The sequence below is a fragment of the Rhizobium sp. 05N49 genome (assembly GCF_056396805.1).
Genome location: NZ_JBFTME010000009.1, coordinates 38101 through 58107 on the forward strand (window position 1 = coordinate 38101; position 20007 = coordinate 58107).

At 59.8% G+C, this 20007-nt stretch carries 19 protein-coding genes; 8 read left to right on the forward strand and 11 right to left on the reverse strand.

The window, feature by feature from the left end; genetic code table 11:
* Window positions 1–36: 36 nt before the first annotated feature.
* The 8 genes from AC1DF8_RS18985 to AC1DF8_RS19020 form a co-directional block, all read right to left on the reverse strand.
* The gene (locus AC1DF8_RS18985; protein ID WP_478154439.1) at window positions 37–1857 is read right to left on the reverse strand and encodes a HAMP domain-containing methyl-accepting chemotaxis protein; all 1821 of its coding nucleotides are present in this window, start codon (window positions 1855–1857) and stop codon (window positions 37–39) included.
* A gap of 170 nt (window positions 1858–2027) precedes the next feature.
* Complete coding sequence (locus AC1DF8_RS18990; RefSeq protein WP_113145556.1) at window positions 2028–4079, reverse strand: HAMP domain-containing methyl-accepting chemotaxis protein; 2052 nt, start codon at window positions 4077–4079, stop codon at window positions 2028–2030.
* A 199-nt stretch (window positions 4080–4278) separates the two neighbouring features.
* Window positions 4279–6207: a methyl-accepting chemotaxis protein gene (locus tag AC1DF8_RS18995; protein ID WP_478154440.1), complete on the reverse strand. Its 1929-nt coding sequence runs from the start codon at window positions 6205–6207 to the stop codon at window positions 4279–4281.
* A gap of 360 nt (window positions 6208–6567) precedes the next feature.
* Complete coding sequence (locus tag AC1DF8_RS19000) at window positions 6568–8283, reverse strand: methyl-accepting chemotaxis protein (RefSeq protein ID WP_478154441.1); 1716 nt, start codon at window positions 8281–8283, stop codon at window positions 6568–6570.
* A 30-nt stretch (window positions 8284–8313) separates the two neighbouring features.
* Window positions 8314–8820: a chemotaxis protein CheW gene (locus AC1DF8_RS19005; protein ID WP_112544062.1), complete on the reverse strand. Its 507-nt coding sequence runs from the start codon at window positions 8818–8820 to the stop codon at window positions 8314–8316.
* Complete coding sequence (locus AC1DF8_RS19010; RefSeq protein WP_478154442.1) at window positions 8817–10862, reverse strand: chemotaxis protein CheA; 2046 nt, start codon at window positions 10860–10862, stop codon at window positions 8817–8819. The genes AC1DF8_RS19005 and AC1DF8_RS19010 overlap by 4 nt, the downstream gene beginning before the upstream one ends.
* Window positions 10859–11227 (reverse strand): response regulator, encoded by a 369-nt coding sequence (locus AC1DF8_RS19015; protein WP_112544064.1) that lies wholly within the window; start codon window positions 11225–11227, stop codon window positions 10859–10861. The genes AC1DF8_RS19010 and AC1DF8_RS19015 overlap by 4 nt, the downstream gene beginning before the upstream one ends.
* The gene (locus AC1DF8_RS19020) at window positions 11224–11553 is read right to left on the reverse strand and encodes an STAS domain-containing protein (RefSeq protein WP_113117311.1); all 330 of its coding nucleotides are present in this window, start codon (window positions 11551–11553) and stop codon (window positions 11224–11226) included. Before AC1DF8_RS19020 ends, AC1DF8_RS19015 begins: the two co-directional genes overlap by 4 nt.
* Before the next feature lie 343 nt (window positions 11554–11896).
* Here AC1DF8_RS19020 and AC1DF8_RS19025 point away from each other — a divergent pair, with 343 nt between their 5' ends.
* Complete coding sequence (locus tag AC1DF8_RS19025; RefSeq protein WP_113204508.1) at window positions 11897–13642, forward strand: chemotaxis protein; 1746 nt, start codon at window positions 11897–11899, stop codon at window positions 13640–13642.
* Between the two features lie 12 nt (window positions 13643–13654).
* Here the strand turns inward: AC1DF8_RS19025 and AC1DF8_RS19030 are convergent, their stop codons facing one another.
* On the reverse strand, window positions 13655–14737 hold the full coding sequence (locus AC1DF8_RS19030; protein WP_113015541.1) for a tetratricopeptide repeat protein: 1083 nt from the start codon (window positions 14735–14737) through the stop codon (window positions 13655–13657).
* Between the two features lie 10 nt (window positions 14738–14747).
* Window positions 14748–15401, reverse strand: a complete 654-nt coding sequence (locus AC1DF8_RS19035; protein ID WP_478154443.1) for a thiamine phosphate synthase — start codon at window positions 15399–15401, stop codon at window positions 14748–14750.
* Window positions 15402–15509: 108 nt separating this feature from the next.
* On the opposite strand from AC1DF8_RS19035, the gene AC1DF8_RS19040 reads away from it, so the two are divergent.
* A complete protein-coding gene (locus AC1DF8_RS19040; RefSeq protein ID WP_478154444.1) occupies window positions 15510–16274 on the forward strand; it encodes a sulfite exporter TauE/SafE family protein in 765 nt (254 codons plus the stop codon).
* A gap of 65 nt (window positions 16275–16339) precedes the next feature.
* Window positions 16340–16600, forward strand: coding sequence for an ArsR/SmtB family transcription factor (locus tag AC1DF8_RS19045; RefSeq protein WP_029868735.1), 261 nt, complete (start codon window positions 16340–16342; stop codon window positions 16598–16600).
* 157 nt (window positions 16601–16757) lie between these two features.
* Here the strand turns inward: AC1DF8_RS19045 and AC1DF8_RS19050 are convergent, their stop codons facing one another.
* Entirely contained in the window at window positions 16758–16931 is a 174-nt protein-coding gene (locus AC1DF8_RS19050; RefSeq protein WP_007826474.1) for a YdcH family protein, read from the reverse strand.
* Between the two features lie 230 nt (window positions 16932–17161).
* Here AC1DF8_RS19050 and AC1DF8_RS19055 point away from each other — a divergent pair, with 230 nt between their 5' ends.
* The 5 genes from AC1DF8_RS19055 to AC1DF8_RS19075 all read left to right on the forward strand — a co-directional run bounded on the left by AC1DF8_RS19055 (window position 17162) and on the right by AC1DF8_RS19075 (window position 19959).
* Window positions 17162–17365, forward strand: a complete 204-nt coding sequence (locus tag AC1DF8_RS19055; protein WP_029868736.1) for a YdcH family protein — start codon at window positions 17162–17164, stop codon at window positions 17363–17365.
* Between the two features lie 16 nt (window positions 17366–17381).
* The gene (purE, locus tag AC1DF8_RS19060) at window positions 17382–17876 is read left to right on the forward strand and encodes a 5-(carboxyamino)imidazole ribonucleotide mutase (RefSeq protein WP_112544476.1); all 495 of its coding nucleotides are present in this window, start codon (window positions 17382–17384) and stop codon (window positions 17874–17876) included.
* Window positions 17873–18940, forward strand: coding sequence for a 5-(carboxyamino)imidazole ribonucleotide synthase (locus AC1DF8_RS19065; protein ID WP_478154628.1), 1068 nt, complete (start codon window positions 17873–17875; stop codon window positions 18938–18940). The genes purE and AC1DF8_RS19065 overlap by 4 nt, the downstream gene beginning before the upstream one ends.
* Before the next feature lie 175 nt (window positions 18941–19115).
* Window positions 19116–19241, forward strand: a complete 126-nt coding sequence (gene ykgO, locus AC1DF8_RS19070) for a type B 50S ribosomal protein L36 (protein WP_007826467.1) — start codon at window positions 19116–19118, stop codon at window positions 19239–19241.
* A gap of 100 nt (window positions 19242–19341) precedes the next feature.
* Window positions 19342–19959 carry a tetratricopeptide repeat protein gene (locus AC1DF8_RS19075; RefSeq protein WP_112544069.1) on the forward strand — a complete coding sequence of 206 codons (618 nt, stop codon included), beginning with the start codon at window positions 19342–19344 and terminating at the stop codon, window positions 19957–19959.
* Window positions 19960–20007 lie beyond the last annotated feature (48 nt).

Sequence of the window (20007 nt, forward strand, 5' to 3'; positions counted from 1 at the left end):
GGGGACGCCTGTTAATATATTGGAAGGACCTGATACTCAGGCGCTTTCCTTGAACTCGGCATCCCCCTCGTCGGGACCGCCCATCGACATGTCCAGAGCAAAGCCCTTGGCGCGTGCCTGCTGGGCAGAAACCGTGTTAGCGGGCGCGGCCTTCTTGGCGACCGACTTGCGGGCCGCAGCCGGAGCCGGCGTGCGAACCGTGACCTTGGCAGCAGGAGCGTGCGACAGGCGGTTGCCGGCCATGTCGACCTTGAAGAAGGCGATCGAGGCCTGCAGTTCCTCAGCCTGGGTCGCCAGTTCTTCCGACGTTGCCGACATCTCTTCGGAGGCGCCGGCATTCTGCTGGGTCACCTTGTCGAGCTGCTGGATTGCTTCGTTGATCTGGGCTGCGCCAATATCCTGCTCGCGGCAGGCCGCACTGATCTCGGAGACCAGTTCGGCCGTCTTGCGGATATCCGGAACTAGGCGGCCGAGCATGTCGCCGGCCTCCTGCGCGGACTTGACCGTATCGCCGGACATCGCACTGATTTCAGCGGCGGCCGACTGGCTGCGTTCGGCAAGCTTGCGCACTTCCGAAGCGACGACCGCAAAACCCTTGCCATGTTCGCCGGCCCGCGCGGCTTCGACCGCAGCGTTTAGAGCAAGCAGGTCGGTCTGACGGGCAATTTCCTGAACGATGCCAATCTTCTCGGCAATCGTGCGCATGGCTTGAACAGCGCGTGAGACCGCTTCACCCGACAGTTCAGCATCCTTGGCCGACTGGCGGGCGATCTTCTCCGTCTGGGCAGCGTTATCGGCATTCTGCTTGATGTTGGAGGCCATCTCCTCCATCGAAGCGGAAGCCTCTTCAGCCGAAGCCGCCTGTTCGGTCGCACCCTGCGACACCTGTTCGGAGCTCGCCGAAAGCTCCTGGCTGCCGGACGAGACGTTTTCGGCCGCAGCAATCGCGTCGGCAACGACACCGCGCAGACGTTCCACCATCTGCTCCAGAGCAATGCCCAGCGTATCCTTCTCCGACAGGGGCTTCGGGGAAACCGTAAGGTCGCCGTTCGAGATCTGGTTGGCGATCTGCGCCGTGTTACGCAGGTTGCCGGTCATCCTCGACATGGAATTGACCAGGTCGCGAATTTCGTCGTTGCTCTTGTGATCGATATTCTGTTCGAGGTCACCAATGCTGACGGCATCTGCAAGCTGAACGGCGCGTTTCAGGCCGCGTGAGATGTTGAGCAGGATCCAGATCGCAGCGGCCGAGGATACGACGATCAGGCCGATCGTCATCAAGATGAGCATGTTGCGTGACTGCGCATATTGTTCGTTGGTGGCCGCGTCGGTCTCGCCGACATTGCCCGTAACCGTATCGTTCAGCTTCGAGAGGATGGCGAGAAGCTGGTTCGTAACCTGCTGGCCTTCCCCCATCGAAAGAGCGCCGGCCTGCGTGTTGGATTCATTGGTATTCTGCCTGGCGAGATCGGCAACACGGTCCTGCAGGGACGTCCATTTACCGTAGAGATCGCCGAATTCGCTCATGCTGTTGCGGATATCCGGATCAGGCGATGCAGCAAGACGCGCCTGCAGTGTCTTGATCTGATCGCGGCTCTGGGAGATTTCGTCGACATAGCCGGTGATCTTCGTCGGATCCGTGTTGATGATCGCGTCCTTTTCGGAACGGATCGAGCGCATCACCGCATCGGAGAGATCACCGGAGTCACGCAGGTTGGCGACCGGGCCAGCAACCATGACCGAGATGTCGTCATTGAGCGACGAGAGATTGTAGATCGAAAGACCGGCCATTGCGCAGGTCAAGAGAACGATGAAACCGAACACCAGGCTCAGTTTGAGTTTGATCGTGAAGCGCATTCCAAGACCCCTTCAGGACTGCTGCGGATATCCCGCGAAATGACACATTGTGCCGCCGTAAAAACGCTTCATGCGTTGCCGGCTGGGCCGGTGTGTCCCGACGCGTCCATGCGTCGGCCATAACGGGGCCGCTGTTGCTGTGGCCCCGACGTCTGTCCGCGGGGAGGCGCCTAAGCACTTTCCCGGAAATCATCGTCAGTCGTGTCCGGTCCGCCCATGGACATATCGAGGGCAAAGCCTTTGGCGCGGGCCTGCTGAGCAACAACGCCGTTGGCGGAAGCTGCCTTACGGGCTGCAGACGCAGCCGGGCTACGCGTGGTCACCTTGGCGGCCGGTGCGCGGCCCTGGCGGCCACTAGCCGCCATTGCCTTGCCGCCTGCCGTATCCACCTTGAAGAAGGCGATGGAGGTCTGCAGTTCCTCGGCCTGGGCGGCGAGCTCTTCCGACGTCGCAGACATCTGCTCGGAAGCGCCCGCATTCTGCTGGGTTACCTTGTCGAGCTGCTGGATCGCCTCGTTGATCTGCGACGCACCGACATCCTGCTCGCGGCATGCCGAACTGATCTCCGCCACGAGTTCCGCGGTCTTCCTGATATCAGGCACCAGGCGGCCGAGCATATCGCCAGCCTCCTGGGCGGCCGTGACGGTATCGCTCGACATGGCGCTGATTTCCGCTGCTGCCGACTGGCTGCGTTCGGCAAGCTTTCGAACTTCGGAAGCGACGACCGCAAAGCCCTTGCCATGTTCGCCGGCACGGGCGGCCTCGACTGCAGCATTGAGGGCGAGAAGATCGGTCTGGCGAGCGATTTCCTGAACGATGCTGATCTTCTGGGCGATCGTGCGCATGGCCTCGACGGCGCGGGAAACGGCGCTCCCGCTCATCTCGGCATCCTTGGCGGATTGACGCGCGATCTTTTCCGTCTGGGCGGCATTGTCGGCATTCTGTTTGATGTTGGCGGCCATCTCCTCCATTGAGGAGGAGGCTTCCTCGGCCGCAGAGGCCTGCTCGGTGGCGCCCTGCGACACCTGCTCCGAACTCGCCGAAAGCTCCTGGCTGCCGGCCGAAACATTTTCGGCGGCCGCAATTGCATCAGCAACGACGTCGCGCAGGCGCTCCACCATCTGTTCCAGCGCGGTGCCGAGCGTATCCTTGGCCGAGAGCGCCTTCGGAGAGACTGTCAGGTCGCCCCCGGCAATCTGGGTGGCAATTTCGGCTGTGGCGCGAAGGTTGGCGACCATGCTTTGCATCGCGATGCCAAGCGTATCCTTGGCTGAAAGTGGTTTGACCTCGACCGAGAGATCGCCTTCTGCGATCTGGTTGGCAATATCGGCGGTGGCGCGCAGGTTGTTCACCATGCCGAGCATGGCAATGCCGAGCGTATCCTTGTCGGAGAGCGGTTTCGGCGTAACGCTGAGGTCACCATTCGAGATCTCGTTTGCGATGCCCGCGGTATTGCGCAGATTATCCGTCATGACGTTGATCGTGTTCACCAGATCCTTGATCTCGTCATTGCTCTTGATCTCGACCTTCTGGTTCAGATCACCAATGGCGACGGCGTTGGCGACATTCATGATCTTGCGCAGACCGCTGCTGATGCCGAGCGCGATCCACAGCGCGGCAGCGAAAGCGATGACGGAGGCGCCGATGGCAATGCCGATCAGCAGGTTTCTGGTGTTGCCGTAGAGGGTTTCCGTATCGTCGTCGGCCTGGGTCATCGCCTTCTGCTGATGCGTGACAAGCGCGGTGAAGACGTCTTCCAGCTCCGTGACGATGGCGCGAACCTCACCACCGGAATAAGCCGTGGCCCCTGCCCTGTCGCCGCTTTCGTGGATCAAGGCGACTTTGTTGGAACCATCAACGAAACGTTTGCTCAGCTCGATCAGCCTGTCCCATGTCGGCTTGCTATCAGCCGTTGCGATCTGCTGGCCGCCGGTCGCGAAGGCGAGCATTTCATCCATGCTTCTTGCCGAGTTTTCGTAGTGTTTCTTGGCCGTTTCAGGATCCATTTCCAGAAGGGCGTTCTTCTGCCACCTGATGGCATCGAGCTCGGCAGCTTTGGCTTCCAGAGCCAGCTCCAGGCTTTTTGAAGGGCCTGCGATCAGGTTGCCTACGGCATCGTTCAGCGAACTGAGGCTGATAATTCCAAAGACTGCACTACCCATTAGCAGCAGTATGACGAAGCCGAATGCGGCCGCGAGCTTGAGCTTGATCGTGATGCGCATCGCAATACCCCTATTTGAAAGCGACGGAATAAGTGTGGACCGGTGGTTTCCTTGGCGCGATATCACGCAGCAAAAACATTCCGGCAGGCGAAAACGGTTATCGAAGAAATTGCGATCTTGCCTCCGGCGTTCCTGGGCACCGAAAGCCTGTGTCAGGGGCCGAATGCCGAGCCCCTGACAGCATCAACGTGGCAAGCGCTCAGGCACTTTCCCTGAACTCTGCATCCCCCTCGTCGGGACCACCCATCGACATGTCCAGGGCAAAGCCCTTGGCGCGTGCCTGCTGGGCAGAAACCGTGTTGGCGGGCGCGGCCTTCTTGGCGACCGACTTGCGGGCTGCAGTTGGAGCCGGCCTGCGAACCGTGACCTTGGCAGCAGGAGCGTGCGACAGGCGGTTGCCGGCCATGTCGACCTTGAAGAAGGCGATCGAGGCCTGCAGTTCCTCAGCTTGGGTCGCCAGTTCTTCCGACGTTGCCGACATCTCTTCGGAGGCACCGGCATTCTGCTGGGTTACCTTGTCGAGCTGCTGGATTGCTTCGTTGATCTGCCCCGCGCCGATATCCTGCTCGCGGCAGGCTGCACTGATCTCGGAGACCAGTTCGGCCGTCTTGCGGATGTCCGGAACCAGGCGGCCGAGCATGTCGCCGGCTTCCTGAGCGGCCTTCACCGTGTCGCTGGACATGGAGGAAATCTCAGCGGCAGCCGACTGGCTGCGCTCCGCGAGCTTGCGCACTTCCGAGGCGACGACCGCAAAACCCTTGCCATGTTCGCCGGCGCGAGCAGCCTCTACGGCGGCGTTTAGAGCAAGCAGGTCGGTCTGACGGGCAATTTCCTGAACGATGCCGATCTTCTCGGCAATCGTGCGCATGGCCGCAACAGCGCGGTTGACCGCATCGCCAGAAGTCTCGGCATCCTTGGCGGACTGGCGAGCAATCTTCTCGGTCTGGGCCGCGTTATCGGCGTTCTGTTTGATATTGGCTGCCATCTCTTCCATCGAGGCGGAAGCCTCTTCAGCGGAAGCCGCCTGTTCGGTCGCACCCTGCGACACCTGTTCGGAGCTCGCCGAAAGCTCCTGGCTGCCGGACGAGACGTTTTCGGCCGCGGCGATAGCGTCGGCGACGACACCACGCAGACGTTCGACCATCTGTTCGAGCGCAACGCCCAGAACATCCTTGTCGGAAAGCGGCTTCGGGGAAACCGTCAGGTCGCCATTCGAAATCTGACCGGCGATGTGCGCGGTTGCACGCAAATTGGCGATCATATCTTCCATCGCGATACCGAGCGCGTCCTTATCCGAAAGCCGCTTCGCATCGATCGAAAGATCGCCCGCAGCGATGGCATTCGCCACGTCGGCCGTGGAGCGCAGATTGGCTGTCATCACATTCATCGTCGTGACGAGATCCTTGATCTCATCATTGGTGCGCACGTTGATCGTCTGGTTGAGGTCGCCGATGGCAACCGCATTGGCCGCGCTGCGCACTTTGGAAAGACCGGTGATGATGTTGATCGCGATCCAGAGAGCCGCAACGATCGAGAGCACCACGCCGACGCCGGCAATGATCATCAGCGTCGTAAAGGTGCTGCGGAATGCCGCGTCGGCGCTTTCGTCACCTTCGCTGATCGAGGCGCGCGTCAGGCCAGCCAGGGATTCCGTCAGCGCGTCAAGCTTTTCCGAAGCGACATCGCCGTCCGTCTGGTTTACCTCGATTGCGCGGTCGCGCTGGCCATTGAGCGCCAGCTCACGGATGTTATCGTTGAGCTTCGTGTAGTCCAACCAGAAGGCGCTAATCGCTTCCCACTTTTCCTTGAAGCCGTCGCCAGCGCTTTCCTGACCTTCCTTCAGAGCCTGTTCGAATGCCTTGCGCTGCGCTTCCATCTCCGAAACTGCCTGCTGCGTTCTCTGAGGCGTCGTCGCAAGCAGAAGGTCGCTTTCCGCGACATTGAGCGAGTCGAAGGCTCTCGCGAGGTTGGATGCATAGCCGTCCTGGCGAACCGGACCGGTCAGCAGTTCATCTTGCATGGAAGCGACGAGGCTGACGCCACGCATGCCGAAGCCTGCGCAGCAGAGGGTGACGGCAATGAGAAGCCCGAAGGCGATGGCTAACTTTGCCTTGATCGTGAAGCGCATTTGAATACTTCCTTGAAGTAGATCGACAGAGCTGGGGGCGTTGCGCGACGTCCGGGCATGGATCGTCATTCTGCCGCTTATGACGGCATGCATGCAGAATATTCGGTTGCGGGAGATACATTGCCGCTCATTCCGCGCGCCCGTCGTCACGGACCCTGCCGGAAATTACGATCGGCTTGCAAAACCGCAGCGCGTCTGACTGCGGAAGGTCCCATCTTGCGGAAGGGAAATCCGATGCTCCGCCTGCCTGTTTAACCTAGCAGGCGGACATCTGCCGATCGATACCGACGCATACACACGTCGGGTCTTCAGTAAGCCGCGGGCAAGAAGTCCGCGGCGATGCTCATATCGGCGAAGCGCTTAAGCGCTTTCGCGGAAATCGTCGTCACCGGCGTCCGGACCGCCCATCGACATGTCCAGGGCAAAGCCCTTGGCACGCGCCTGCTGGGAAGCAACGGTATTGCCGTGATTATGGCTATGCGTCGCCGGAGCCGGCTTGCGTGGAGTGGCGGCGGCCGGAGTCTTCACCACCTTTGCAGAAGTCTTTGTGGCGGTCTTCCGTACACCAGCGCGGGTCGCGCCTGCCGTATCAACCTTGAAGAAGGCGATCGAAGCCTGCAGTTCCTCGGCCTGAGCAGCAAGCTCCTCCGAAGTGGCCGACATCTCTTCCGAAGCACCGGCATTCTGCTGGGTCACCTTGTCGAGCTGCTGGATCGCTTCGTTGATCTGTGAGGCACCGATATCCTGTTCACGGCAGGCAGCGCTGATCTCGGAGACCAACTCCGCAGTCTTCCGGATGTCCGGAACCAGGCGGCCGAGCATTTCGCCGGCGTCGCGGGCAGCCTTGACCGTGTCGCTTGACATGGAGGAAATCTCCGCGGCGGCCGATTGGCTGCGTTCGGCAAGCTTGCGCACTTCCGAAGCAACGACCGCAAAACCCTTGCCATGTTCGCCTGCACGTGCGGCTTCGACGGCGGCATTCAGGGCGAGCAGATCGGTCTGGCGGGCGATTTCCTGAACGATGCCGATCTTCTCGGCAATCGTGCGCATCGCGTCGACGGCGCGGTTGACGGCGTCGCCGGAAGCTTCCGCATCCTTGGCGGATTGGCGGGCGATCTTTTCGGTCTGCGCGGCATTATCGGCATTCTGCTTGATGTTCGCAGCCATCTGCTCCATCGAAGCGGAGGCCTCTTCAGCCGATGCCGCCTGTTCGGTCGCACCCTGCGAGACCTGCTCGGAGCTGGCCGACAGTTCCTGGCTGCCCGAAGAGACATTGTCGGCGGCAGACAGTGCATCGGCGACGACACCGCGAAGGCGTTCGATCATGACGTTGACGTTGCCGAGCAGTTCGCCGATCTCGTCATGCGTGGTGATTTCGGCCATCTTGGTCAGGTCGCCTTCGGCAACTTCACGGACAACAGTGTTGGCGCGGTTGAGACCCTTGCTGATGGTATTTGCGATCCAGAACGCCGTGAGGACAGCGATCAGCAACGCTGCGGCGGCAACCGCGATCATCATCGTGCGTGTCGTGCCGTACTGCTGCTCGGCGCTGTCGTCTGCATCCTGCATGCGCTGTTTTTCGAGCGCCAGAATTTCGTCGAGCGTGGCGTCTATATCGTTGGCCGCCTGGCGAGCCGTCGTGACCGAGATATTGTTGGCGCCGTCCATATTGCCGCCCTTGATGAAATCTCGAATCTGGTCGTCGGCCTGATTGAATGTCGCGGAGAGTTGGGCAACGCGCTCCCAACGCGCCTTGCCTTCCTCGGTGGCGAGTTTCGTCACGGCAGCGAATGCATCGGCGAAGTCCTTGCGGGCCTTGGCGCCCTTTTCGATGGCGCCGGAAGCGTCATCGGCGTTGCGTGCAGTCAGAAGGTTCTTCTGCTGGCGGATGGCTTCAAGCTGGGCGATGTTGATCTGTTGCGCCAGGTCGAGGCGCGCAGCAGGACCGGCAAGAAGGTTGCCGATCGTATCGTTCAGCGAGCCGAGGCTGAAGATGCCGTAGGCGGCCGTGCCTATCAGCATGAAGATGATAAAGGTGAACGCTGTCACCAGCTTTGTCTTGATCGTCAATCGCATCGTCTTAACCCCTCAGTGATTGGCCCCCGGCTAGTTGACGGCCCCCGCCGTCTCATGCCTCGATGAGAAAATCGCCTGCAAATTCGGGAGGATGATGAACTCACCACCCCTCTTGACCAGGCAGTTGATATAATCCGCGCGCCACCGCATACCCACGCTCGGCGGAGGCTCGCTGGCGTTTTTCGTCAGCGTCGTCACCTCGTTCACCTTGTCGGTACGGATACCGACGAGGGTCTGCTCCCCCTGCAGATCGACTTCGATGACGATGATGCGGCTGTCTATTGTCGCTTCCGAAGCCTCCATCCCGAAGGCGAGGCGAAGATCGGCAAGCGGAATGACCTTGCCGCGGAAGTTGATGACGCTGGCAACGAAAGGCTGAGCGCCAGGTACCGCAGTCTCGGGAAGCAGGTCCAGGATTTCCTGTACGATGACTGCTTCCAGAGCGAAGGTTTCGCCATTGAGATCGAAGGTCAGAACCTCGACTTCCTCAGCGTAATTCCAGTGCTTGTCGAATTTTTCGGCTGTTGCTGTGCTCATCCTGCCACGCGCAATTGCGCCTCCTGTTGCTGACCCGCGGCAACGAGATGCCCGACGTCAAGAATGAGAGCGACGCTGCCGTCGCCGAGAATGGTGGCGCCAGAGAAGGTCGCCACGTCGTTGTGCAGTTTCGACATCGACTTGATGACCGTCTGGTGGTCGCCGATGATCTGGTCGACCACCAGACCGACACGTTCGGTGCCCGTCGAGATGACGACCACTTTCTGGTGGACGTCCGGCTTGGTGCCTGTGCGGAAGAGATCGCGAAGCCTGAGGAACGGAACCAGGCTGTCGCGCAGCGAGATGAACGAGCGGCCGCGAGAGCGGAGATCTTCTTCCAGCGACAGTTCGAGGCATTCCTCGACCGCCGAGAGCGGGATGACGTAGCGGCCGGAACCCACTCGCACCAGCAGACCGTCGATGATGGCGAGCGTCAGCGGAATGCGGAGAGAAACTTCCGAGCCTTGCCCGGGCAGGCTGACGATATCGATCGTGCCGCGCAGCGCCTCGACCGTCTTCTTGACGACGTCCATGCCGACACCGCGACCGGACAGATTGGTGATCGCCGCTGCGGTCGAGAAGCCCGGAGCGAAGATGAGCTGCAGCAACTCCTGATCGGAAAGCGGCTGGCCGGGCGCGATGAGGCCGGAGGATTCCGCTTTGGCGCGAACGCGGTCACGGTTGATGCCACGGCCGTCATCCTTGATGGAGATGATGACCTCGCCGCCAGACTGGTGGGCAGCAAGCGTCACCGTGCCGGCTTCGGTCTTGCCGGCGCCAAGGCGCTCGGCCGGCGGCTCGAGACCGTGGTCTATCGAATTGCGGACGAGGTGGACCAGCGGATCGGCCAGACGCTCGATGACGGTCTTGTCGACTTCGGTGGTCTCACCTTCGGTAACGAGCTCGATCACCTTGCCGGTTTCGCGGGCGAGATCGTGGACGAGACGGCGGAAGCGCGAGAAGAGCGTCCCGACCGGCACCATGCGCAACACCATCATCGTGTCGCGCAGCTCGCCGGAGAGACGTTCGATTTCTTCCGAAACCGAGCGTAGCGCTATATCCGAGCTGGAGCTTGCCAGCTGACTAAGGCGCGACTGGGCAATGACGAGCTCGCCGACGCGGTCCATCAGTTCGTCCAGGCGTTCGGCCGGAACGCGGACGTTTTCCTGCGCTTTCGCCTGGGCTGCCGCCTGAACAGGAGCTGCCGCCTCGCGCTTCACCGGAACCGCCTCGACGGGGCGGAATTCCGGAGCAGCGGCGGGCACTGGAGCGACAGCTGCTGCGGCAGGAGTTACGTCTTTCTTTGCTTCGATCGTTGCGTCCTGCGGACCGGCGATTTCCTGAACATCGAGCTCCATGTCATCCATGACGAAGATAAAGACGTCGTCGATGGCGGAACGGTCCTGTTCACTCGTCAGAACGACGTCCCAGGAAACGTGAAGTTCTGTCGGGACCAGATCGTTGAGTAGCGGAATTCCCGATCTGTTTGCGCGGACGGTACATTCGCCGAGATCGCGCAATTCATCCAGAAGGCCGAGCGGGTTGGTGCCGTTGGCCATGGAATTCGCCGGAAGGCTGAAACGGATGCGCCACGTCGTTTTCTTCTTGACGGGACCGGCGACGACAGGTGCTGCAGCCACAGGCGCTGTGGCCTCTTTGGCCTCCGACTTGCCGCCGACCGCTGCCTGGAGCTGGGCAAGCAGCTTGTGGCCGGTATCACCATGATCGGCATCGGGTTGCTCGACAAGGGCGCGCATGTGATCCTGCGCGGCAAGAACGGCGGCGACGAGCTCGGCGGTTGCCGGCACCTCGCCCTTGCGAACACGGTCGAAGGCCGTTTCGCAATGATGCGTGAAAGCCGCAAGCGCCTCGAAGCCAAACATGGCACCCGAACCCTTCAACGTATGAAGGCCGCGGAAGACAGCGTCGACGAGATCCCTGTTTTCGAGGTCGTGATTAAGGTCGAGAAGGCCGGCTTCGATCGCCTCGAGGCATTCGGCCGCTTCGGTTCGGAAGACTGCGACTGGATCAAGCGAGCTCATCTGCCGAGAACCTTCTTCACGATCTTAACGAGATTTTCCGGATCGAACGGCTTGGTGAGCCAGCCGGTGGCACCGGCGGCCTTGGCACGGGCCTTGAGGTCCGCGTCGGATTCCGTCGTCAGGAAGATGATCGGCACGCCGGCCTGGGCGGGCAGCTTGCGCAGTTCCTCGATCATCGTCAGCCCATCCATGACGGGCATGTTGAGGTCGGTGACGATCAGGTCGAAATTGCCGCTCTTGGCGGTTGCCAGACCCTCGGCGCCATTGACGGCTTCGGTGACGGTGTAACCTGCATTGGTCAGCGTGACCTTGGTGGTCAGCCGGATGCTGGCGGAATCGTCGACGGTCAGGATGTTTGCGCTCATAATGTCACCTCTTTATGCAACCAGAACTTCTGGTCTTCTTGATCGAAGACTTCCATAAATCCGGCGCGTTCAAGAACCTTGAGAAGCGAACCGCTGGCCGGAGCTGAAAGGGTAAAAGTCTTGCCTTCGGCCTTGGCCTGACGACGGGCGGATTCGATGAGCTGAAGAAAACTCAGATCCGCCTCCGCGTTTTCGGGAAGACTTACGGCAATACTATTATTGTCGCGAAACCGATCAATAATCTTCGCATATACTTCCGAAGCATTACGAATGCTCAGAGTTTCCGGAAGGGATATAGATTCGAAATATTTTGCCTGAGTATCCAATGCAGCCTCCATGGTCGGAGAAATACTTAACGACCATAAAAGGACTCTCATGACAGGCTTAACAGCGCGTAAACAGCGGTTGTAGGAAAATGCAATTGGCGCGAGTCCCGACTCCCTGAATTCTTATCCGGGATAATTTATACTGAAGCTTTCTCATATTATAAAATAACTTGAAAAAACAATATGATAGACAACAATTTATAGGAAGCTTATAAAATCTTGCCGAATAGTTTTATGGGTTGTTAATCACAACGTTTACGAGTCTGCGGCGTTTACCTGCCGTTTCCATCCTGCCCGTAAAAATAGAGTCAAATTGCCTGTGTTCATAAGTAAAGGTACAAATGTGACAAACGCGACGGCATCGGCACAGACTGCATTTTTGGCACCAGGTTCGGATATCAGCCAGACCCTGGAGTCGGCCCGCGCCCAGGTGGAGGAACGCTTCCTCGAAGGTGGTACAGTCCTGCTTTCAGTGATGGATGTCCTCAATCGTCTGTTGACGTCACTGGACCAGATCACCAAGGCGCTGGACAACAATGAGGCGAGTGACACCAGCGCCGATCTCAATGCGACCGTCCAGAACCTGATCGAGCTTCCGGGCTCTGAGGAAAAACGCCAGCAGGCTCTGACGGCACTTGCCCAGACCGGCTCGGAACTGCACCGGCATGTCGCTGATATGCAGGAGACGATGCGCTACCTGCGCACCTTCGCAGTGACGGTAAAGATAACGGGTGCGGGCCTCGCCGAATTTGCAGGCTTCGCTCAGGAAATCCTTGAGCGCATCTATTCAGGGACAGACGAAGTCAACCGCTTCGCCACCCATCTCGACAGCCTGCAGAAGGAGGTCAAGCTCGCCCTCTCCTTCGGCAACAATCTTTCCAAGAGCTACGCCGACACCGTTCCGGCAGTCGCCAGGGCGCTGAAGGATGACGCAAAGAAGATTGCCGACCACCGCCAGAGCCTCGGCACCATCGCCCGCGATGTAGGCGCAATCGCCCGTGGCGTGCAGGGCAAGGTCGCCTCCACTCTTTCGGCGCTGCAGATCGGCGATATCACTCGCCAGCGCATCGAACATGTGCAGAGCACCTTCTCGCTGCTCGAGGATTTCCTCGCAAGCGAAGACGGCGCCAAGCTCAATGCCGATGGACGCAAGCGCCTGCAGAACGTCATTCATCACCTGACAGCCGCGCAGATGGCTGAGATGTGCACCGACTTCCAGCGGGATTCCCGTAATGTCGTAAAGACCATCGCAAGCTTCAGCCAGGATACGCAGGAAATTCTGAGATTGCGCGACCAGATGAGCGGTCAGAGCGACGGCAGCGGTGGGAACTTCATGCGCGCGCTGGAATCGAGCGTCTCCGCCGCTCACGAGATCGTCAAGCAGGTCGATGTGGCAAGCCGTCAAGCCGACCAGGTCAGCCAGTCGACGATCGGCACCGCCGCAACGCTTCTGCAGTCCATCGAGGCGATCCGCGCGGTCAAGACCGATATCCACTACATGGCGCTCAATACCAACCTGCGCTGCAGCCGTCTCGGCGAAGAAGGCAAGTCGATCAACGTCGTCACCGCCGAATTGCGCATCTTTGCCGGCAAGCTGGATGATTCAGCCGATGCCATCGTCAATGGCCTGCCTGCGCTCGAAGCCTCGGCAGGGCGCGTTGCCCCCGCCGCCGGCTCCAGGAACGGCGGCCTTGCCGAAAGCCTCACCTCGGCCGTCGGCACGATCCGCTCCGCGGCCAACCTGATGGAAGACGAACTCAAAGTCCTTGCCGAACATGGCCGCGAGGTCGCGACCAAGATCAACCTGCTGATCGGCAAACTCGATTTCCAGCATGATCTCGGTGACGTGCTTGCCCGCTGCGCCGACGTGCTGGAAACCGTGGCCGGCGATCAGATCGCCGATATTTCCGACATTGCCGAAGCAATTGGCCCGCTCGACCGCAAGATCTTCAAGCTCTACACGATGGTGCAGGAACGCAATGTCCATCGCAACATCATTCCCGCCAACGAGGAAACAACAACAATGGCGCCTGCCGAGCCCGCCAAAGCCCAGAGCGACGAGGACTTGTTCGAGGACGCTCTCTTTTAGAAAGGCCGCAGCTTAATTGATGCGGCGGAACTTGTTCGCCGCTTCGATCGCCGCCTTCTGCTGGTCGTCTTCGATGCCGAGATAGAAATCCTCAAGCGAGGGATCGCTCAATCCTGCACGCCGTGACAGGACGTACCACTTGGCCGCCTCGACCGGATCGGGTGCCGTGCCGATTGCATTGACGTAAAGATGTGCGAGCTTGTTCTGCGCGGCGACATTGCCCCGGTTGGCCGCAAGCTTCATCCATTCGAAGCCACGCACGTAATCCTTCGGCCCACCGACGCCGTTGATCAGCCAGATACCCATGTCGAGCTGAGCCGTATCGAAGCCCGCCCGCGCCGCGCGCGCCATCCATTCGCGTGCCAGTTGCTTCTTGTCTTCGGGCAGGTCGGGCACCTGCTGGTAGATCTGCGCTACCGCATATTGCGCGTCTGCGATGCCCTGCTCTGCTGCCTTTTCATAATAAGGCAGGGCAAGCTTCAATCCCTTGTCCCCGGGATTGTCGGCTACGAGCGTTTGGCCCCAGTTGAATTCGGCTGACGAATTTCCGCCATCTGCCGCCTTGCGCATATATTCGTCGGCCTTCGCCTTGTCTCGCGTGACATTGTTGCCCTCCATCAGGAGCAACGCATATTTGAACATGGCGGTCGGATCGCCGCCCTCTGCCGCCTTGCCGTACCAGAAGGCAGCGTTCTTCATATCGCGCTTGACACCGAGGCCCTGCGACAGAATTTCGGCAATCAGCGTCTGGGCCGCCGGATCGCCGAGCTGTGCGCGTGGCAGCGCCTTGTCCATGGCGGTCAGATAGTAGCCACGCTGATAGGCGCCGAACGCCTCGTCAATCGCACCCGTATATGGCTTTTCAGGTGGCAGATCGGGCAGCTTCGCACCCATGCGATCGAAAACCCCGACGCCGTCAGACGGCTCAATCCCCTGCGGGGGCTGCGGTCGGTCGGTACGGAATGTCTGGCTTGGCGTTGGCGAGCGCTCGGTAACGGTTTCATTCGCCTGTGCCTGCGCAAACTCCGTCCGAGCCGCCAATAAGGCGGCTATACAAAAGAGAGCGCATCTCGAAAAGCGGGCGGGGATCGGCATAAGCGCGATATCAATCCTCAAACCGTGGCGCTTTTTCGTCAAGCAGGGCATTGATCTGAGCCACGATCGAGGGCGCCTGAGCCGGCTCGGCGAATACGCCCATGCGCATCGCCACGAACTCTGCCCCGGTCTGCGCAACGGCAAGGGCGGAGGCCGGATCAGTGCCGCCCATGACGATGCACGGGATTTCGATCATCGACGCCCACCACTCGGCAAGCGCCAGGTTCTTCGGATGCGCCTCCGGCTTGATGTCGCCGTCGAGCTTGCCGAAGAAGATGTAATCCGGCCGCTCCTCGCCGACTTCCAGCGCCGTATGCCGGTCGGCGGCATTGCCGCCGCCGACGATCAACTTGTCCGCATAACGATCGATTGCATCCGCAATCTCGCTTGCCGGTCCGGTGATGTGCAGGCCATCGGCCTTCGCGCGACCGACGACGCGGCTGTCGCCGGCAATCAGCGCCGCGGCACCCGCACCCTGAATAATGGGAACGAGCTTTTCCGCATGCTTCTGGAAGGCGCCGTCGTCAAGACCGTATTGCGGCAGGATAACGGACGCGACATCACCGCCTTTCAGCGCATCGGCGACGATCTTCGCCCGCTCATCGGCATCGGCGATATCGGGCAGAACGAGAACAAGGCGGCAGCGGTTTTCCGGTTCGGTCATGAAGTCTTTCCATCTGCGGCGGTTTTTCCCGCTCTATGGCGGATCCGCACTCGTTTTGAGTGAGTAATTCCGATAGAGGGGGCTTGCAAGGGGAGGAACTTCAAAAGCATGCCGCAAGATCTGTCATTCTACTACGCCGCAATCCCGGCTGTCATTCTCGTCGGGCTTGCCAAAGGCGGGATGGGCGACGCTTTGTCGCTGATCGGCCTTCCCTTTCTCGCCCTCGTCGTCGCTCCCGTGGAAGCCGCCGCGATCCTGCTTCCCATTCTCGTCTTCATGGACATGATCTCGCTGGCGATCTGGCGCCAGCATGGCGACTGGACGACGCTGAAGATCATGCTGCCTGGCGCTATTCTCGGCATCACCTTCGGCTGGGCGACCTCCGCTCTCGTGCCAGGCAGCGTATTGCGCGTTCTCATCGGTGCCGTCACGGTGGCCTTCTGCCTGCGTTACTTCTGGAATAATTTCGGCCCCGGCAAGGGGATAGTCGTCCCACCGCGTCCCCAACGCCCGGTACTGGCAAGCCTCTGGGGCACGTTTTCCGGCTATGGCAGCTTCGTCGCCCATGCCGGCGGCGCGCCTTTCCAGATTTATGCCCTGCCGCTCAAGCTGCCGCCACGCGAATTCACCGGCACCAGCGTACGCTTCTTCGCCATTCTGAACGCCATAAAGCTTGTTCCTTATTTCGCGCTCGGCCAACTCGACACCCGCAATCTTCTGACCTCAGCCACGCTTGTGCCCTTCGCTCCGCTGGCGACAATGGCCGGTGCATGGTGTGTACGTCGCATGAAGCCGCAGATATTCTACCCTTTTATGTATACTATGGCGCTGATCGCTGCCTTCCTGATCTTGCGCGAAGGGGTGCTTGGATAGGGTTGCATTCCGTTGCGATGCACAATTTCCTTGCTGGAAAGGCCCGTTTGACGTAGCTTTTTGACATGTCGAACACGGACCCCTTCTCTGCGATTGCCGATCCGAACCGGCGGTTCTTGCTGGAGGAATTGCGGCGCGCTCCAAAGACGGTCAATGAGCTTGCCGAGGGTCTGCCGATCAGCCGTCCCGCCGTGTCGCAGCACCTGAAGGCATTGCTCGAAAGCAACCTTGTTTCCGTGACCTCGGAAGGAACGAGGCGCATCTACACGGTCAACAACCGTGGTTTCGACAAGCTCAATCTTTGGCTGGATCAGTTCTGGGCCTGAAGGCGCCCTCTTCTCGCAAAAACGCCAGCCCGATGCCGCATGCAAGGGACTGGCGCTCGATTTCGGTTATTCACCGGGTCTTGCTTGATAGTCGAGAAAATTGGGGAATTTCACCTTTTCTTTCACAAGACTAATGTCCGGCGATAGCCTGGAAAGATCAATGGACGGATGACTTGAGACGCTCGATCTCGTCCTTGATGCGCAGCTTACGGCGCTTGCATTCGGCAAGTTCAGTATCGGAAATAGAGGGAGATGTTCTCAGGGCATGCAACTCCTCCTCGAGAGCGACATGCTTTTTCTGGAGCGATTCAAGATGAGCTTGAACAGTCATTTGACCCTTCCTTCCTCTTACCCTTCCCCAGCCATCCATTGCCAGGGATCCAAGGTGTCAACCAGCGGACTGTGACACATTTTTGAAGGCTTGTCGAAGGCCAAAAGATGAAGACTAAGCGGCAAATTCATGATCAACACTAACTTCCCGTTACCTCTATTTGGTGATAGGAGCTTGCGGAAATTATCGGCAGACCGGACAAGGTCCGAAGACGATTATGGGGAATGCAAATGGCCGATCAGGAACAGGCGGAAATCAGGCTCATGGCGGCGCGTCTGCGTCAGGAGCACGAGGATTACGACGCCGCGATCAACGCCATGATTGAGACGGGCTGCGACGCCCTCCGCATCCAGCGCATGAAAAAGAAGAAGCTGGTCATCAAGGACAAGCTCTCCAAGCTGGAAGACCAGATCATCCCTGACATCATCGCCTGAAGGAACGATTGTGACGATAACAGACAGACCGCCAGTCGCCATCATCATGGGTAGCCAGTCCGACTGGGAGACCATGAAGAATGCTGCCGATACGCTGGAGGCGCTGGAAATCGAGTATGATGCACGCATCATCTCTGCTCATCGTACACCTGACCGGCTCGTGACGTTCGCCAAGGGCGCGCGCGCCGAGGGCTTCAAGATCATCATCGCGGGCGCTGGCGGCGCGGCTCACCTTCCTGGCATGACAGCATCCATGACGCCGCTGCCGGTTTTCGGTGTGCCTGTGCAGTCCAAGACCATGTCCGGCCAGGACAGCCTGTTGTCCATCGTCCAGATGCCGGGCGGTATCCCCGTCGGCACGCTTGCCATCGGCAAGGCCGGCGCGATCAATGCGGCCCTTCTTGCCGCTGCCGTACTCGCCCTTTCCGACGAGGAGATCGCCGAGCGCCTCGACGAATGGCGCGAGCGCCAGAGCGCCTCCGTCGCCGAATATCCGATGGACGATCTCTGATGGTAAGGACGATAGGCATTATCGGCGGCGGCCAGCTCGGCCGCATGCTTGCCATGGCCGCAGCACGGCTGAATTTCCGCACGGTGATATTGGAACCGCAAGCCGATAGCCCCGCCGCGCAGCTCGCCAACAGCCAGATCACCGCCGCCTATGACGACCCTTCAGCGCTCGCCGAACTGGCGGGGCTTTGCGACGTCGTCACCTACGAATTCGAGAACGTGCCCGTCGCCGCTGCCGAAACGCTGGCAAAGAGCGTGCCGGTCTACCCGCCCCCGAAGGCGCTGGAAGCTGCTCAGGACCGGCTGGTCGAAAAGCTCTTCATCAACGGTTGCAACATTCCGACAGCCCGTTTCCACGCCATCGACAGCCAGGCCGATCTCGAGCAGGCACTGAAGGATTTCGGCGGCCAGGGCGTATTGAAGACCCGGCGCCTGGGCTATGACGGCAAGGGCCAGAAGGTGTTCCGCTCGCCGGCCGACAATCCTGACGGCGCCTATGCGGAACTTGGCTCTGTGCCGCTCATCCTCGAAAGCTTCATCGCCTTCGAACGCGAGGTCTCGATCATCGCAGCGCGCGCTACCGACGGTACCGTGCTCTGCTTCGACCCGGCCGAAAACGTCCACCGCAACGGCATCCTGCACACTTCGACAATTCCGGCGACAATCTCCGCCACCACCGCCGAGGCGGCGCGCAAGGCGGCCGAACGAATTCTGGGCGCGCTCGACTATGTCGGCGTCATCGGCATCGAGTTCTTCGTGCTTGCCGATGGCAGCCTCGTCGCCAACGAGATGGCACCGCGCGTCCACAATTCCGGCCATTGGACGGAAGCGGCCTGCATCGTCTCGCAATTCGAGCAACATATTCGTGCCGTGGCCGGCTTGCCTCTCGGCAACCCGCGCCGCCACTCCAATTGCGTGATGCAGAACCTGATTGGCGAAGATATCCTTGCTGTTCCGGACTGGTTGAAACGCGACGATACGCTGGTGCATCTCTACGGCAAGACAGAGTCGCGGCCTGGCCGGAAGATGGGTCATGTGACGACGCTGACGGGTAAAGCCTCCTGAACTGGTGCCCCCCAGCGCCTGAAACCCACGGAAAAAAGCCTTCACGTGGTTGACACAGGGCAGAGGTCGGGTTATCTGCTCCCCCACCTAAAGAGCGCGCCCAGCCGGCGCGCTTTTGATTGTTAAAAGACACGGGCGAATGTGAATTCCCCCAGAAACATCGCGGATCAGAAAAATGAAGATCAAGAATTCGCTCAAGTCGCTCAAGGCGCGTCATCGTGACAACCGTCTCGTTCGCCGTAAGGGCCGCATCTACATCATCAACAAGCAGAACCCGCGCTACAAGGCTCGTCAGGGCTGATTGTACGCATATCCGGTTGCGTGCCCACGGGCGCGCATATCGGTGGGTCGCTTCGGTGATCACGTCAAATTTGTTTGATCTTCAGCAGTGGCGGGCTAATATGTCCGCCATGCGCTTTTTTGCTATGACCTCAGCGGCGCTGCCGCTTGCCCTCATCCTGTTTGCTCCTGCCCTTCCTGCTGTCGCACAGCAGAAGGATGTTATTGTCGAACAGCCTGATAATGCCGATTCGTCGCCGAAGCAGCGTCTCGACCAACTCTATGGTCAATTGAAACGCGAGCGCGATCCCGAAAAGGCAAGCAGCATCGCCAATCAGATCCGCATGGAATGGAACGATTCCAACAGCGCGACGATCAATCTCCTGATGCAATGGGCCGACAAGGCGATCGAAGACAAGCGTAATCCGGCAGCGCTCGATTTTCTCGATGAAGCCATCGCGCTTAAACCGACCTATGCCGAAAGCTGGAACCGTCGTGCAACGCTGAACTTCGTGCTCGGCAACTATCGTAAGTCGATGGCCGACATCGAACAGGTGCTGAAGCTCGAGCCCCGTCATTTCGGCGCCCTCTCAGGCATGGCGGCCATCCTCGCCACCACAGGCAATGACGAGATTACACTCAAGGCCTGGGAGCGTGTTCTGGACGTCTATCCTGCGGATCGTGCCGCACAGGAGCAGGTCAATACGCTCTCGGAAAAGCTTGCCGGCAACCGCACGTGACAAATCCGGCATGGGCTTGACCGCGTAAGAAGACGCACAATCTTAGCT